The organism is Chloracidobacterium sp., assembly GCA_025057975.1.
Classification (GTDB): Bacteria; Acidobacteriota; Blastocatellia; order Chloracidobacteriales; family Chloracidobacteriaceae; genus Chloracidobacterium.
The window spans coordinates 1-595 of the sequence record JANWUV010000053.1; the positions used below are offsets into that span (position 1 = coordinate 1).

At 65.5% G+C, this 595-nt stretch carries 1 protein-coding gene; it reads right to left on the reverse strand.

Annotated elements, in window-relative coordinates; translation table 11 throughout:
• Window positions 1-595 (reverse strand): hypothetical protein (locus NZ585_15030; GenBank protein MCS7081342.1); only part of this gene is annotated, 595 nt, incomplete at both ends.

The following is a 595-nucleotide window of genomic DNA, read 5'->3' on the forward strand; positions in this document are numbered from 1 at the left end:
GGGGCAGCACGAGGCGCAGAGTGGGGAACCTGTTGAAGGTGTCCGCCTTGAACCGATAGCCGCCGACAGAGGTGAGGTGTCCATTTTCCAGCAGTGCGCCCGTGAGTGCGTAGTCGCTGTCGGGAGGCGGCGCGCTTGCATCAAGCAGGCAGTGCAGCCCAACGCCAACCGCCGCGCCCAACGAGGAGCCAATCAGGATACTATCCTGCCAGACATTGCCCGCGTTTCGGTACGGCTCGAAGTTCCAGCGGATAGCGAAAGGGGGCGCGCCGCCGACCTTGCACGCCCGCTCGAACTGGGCGGCGAAACTCTCTTCAACACGCGCGGTGAGCAGCAGCTCGGGATGGGGGTAGTAGCCGGGCGTCAAGCCGACGGCGTCAGACGCCGCCACACGCTGCTGCAGCAGCTTGGCGGGAACGCCTTCCTCTCCAAGAACAAGCAGGCAGGTGGTGCGGATGGAGCGCTCTTCGGGCAGCCACTGCCCCGTTGCGAAGTAATGCAGCAGCTCCTCTATCAAGTTGAGCGCGGGGCAGTCGCGCGACTGGTGCAGCGCGTGGCGCAGGTCGGCAGTTGGCGCAAGCAGGCTAATCGCGCG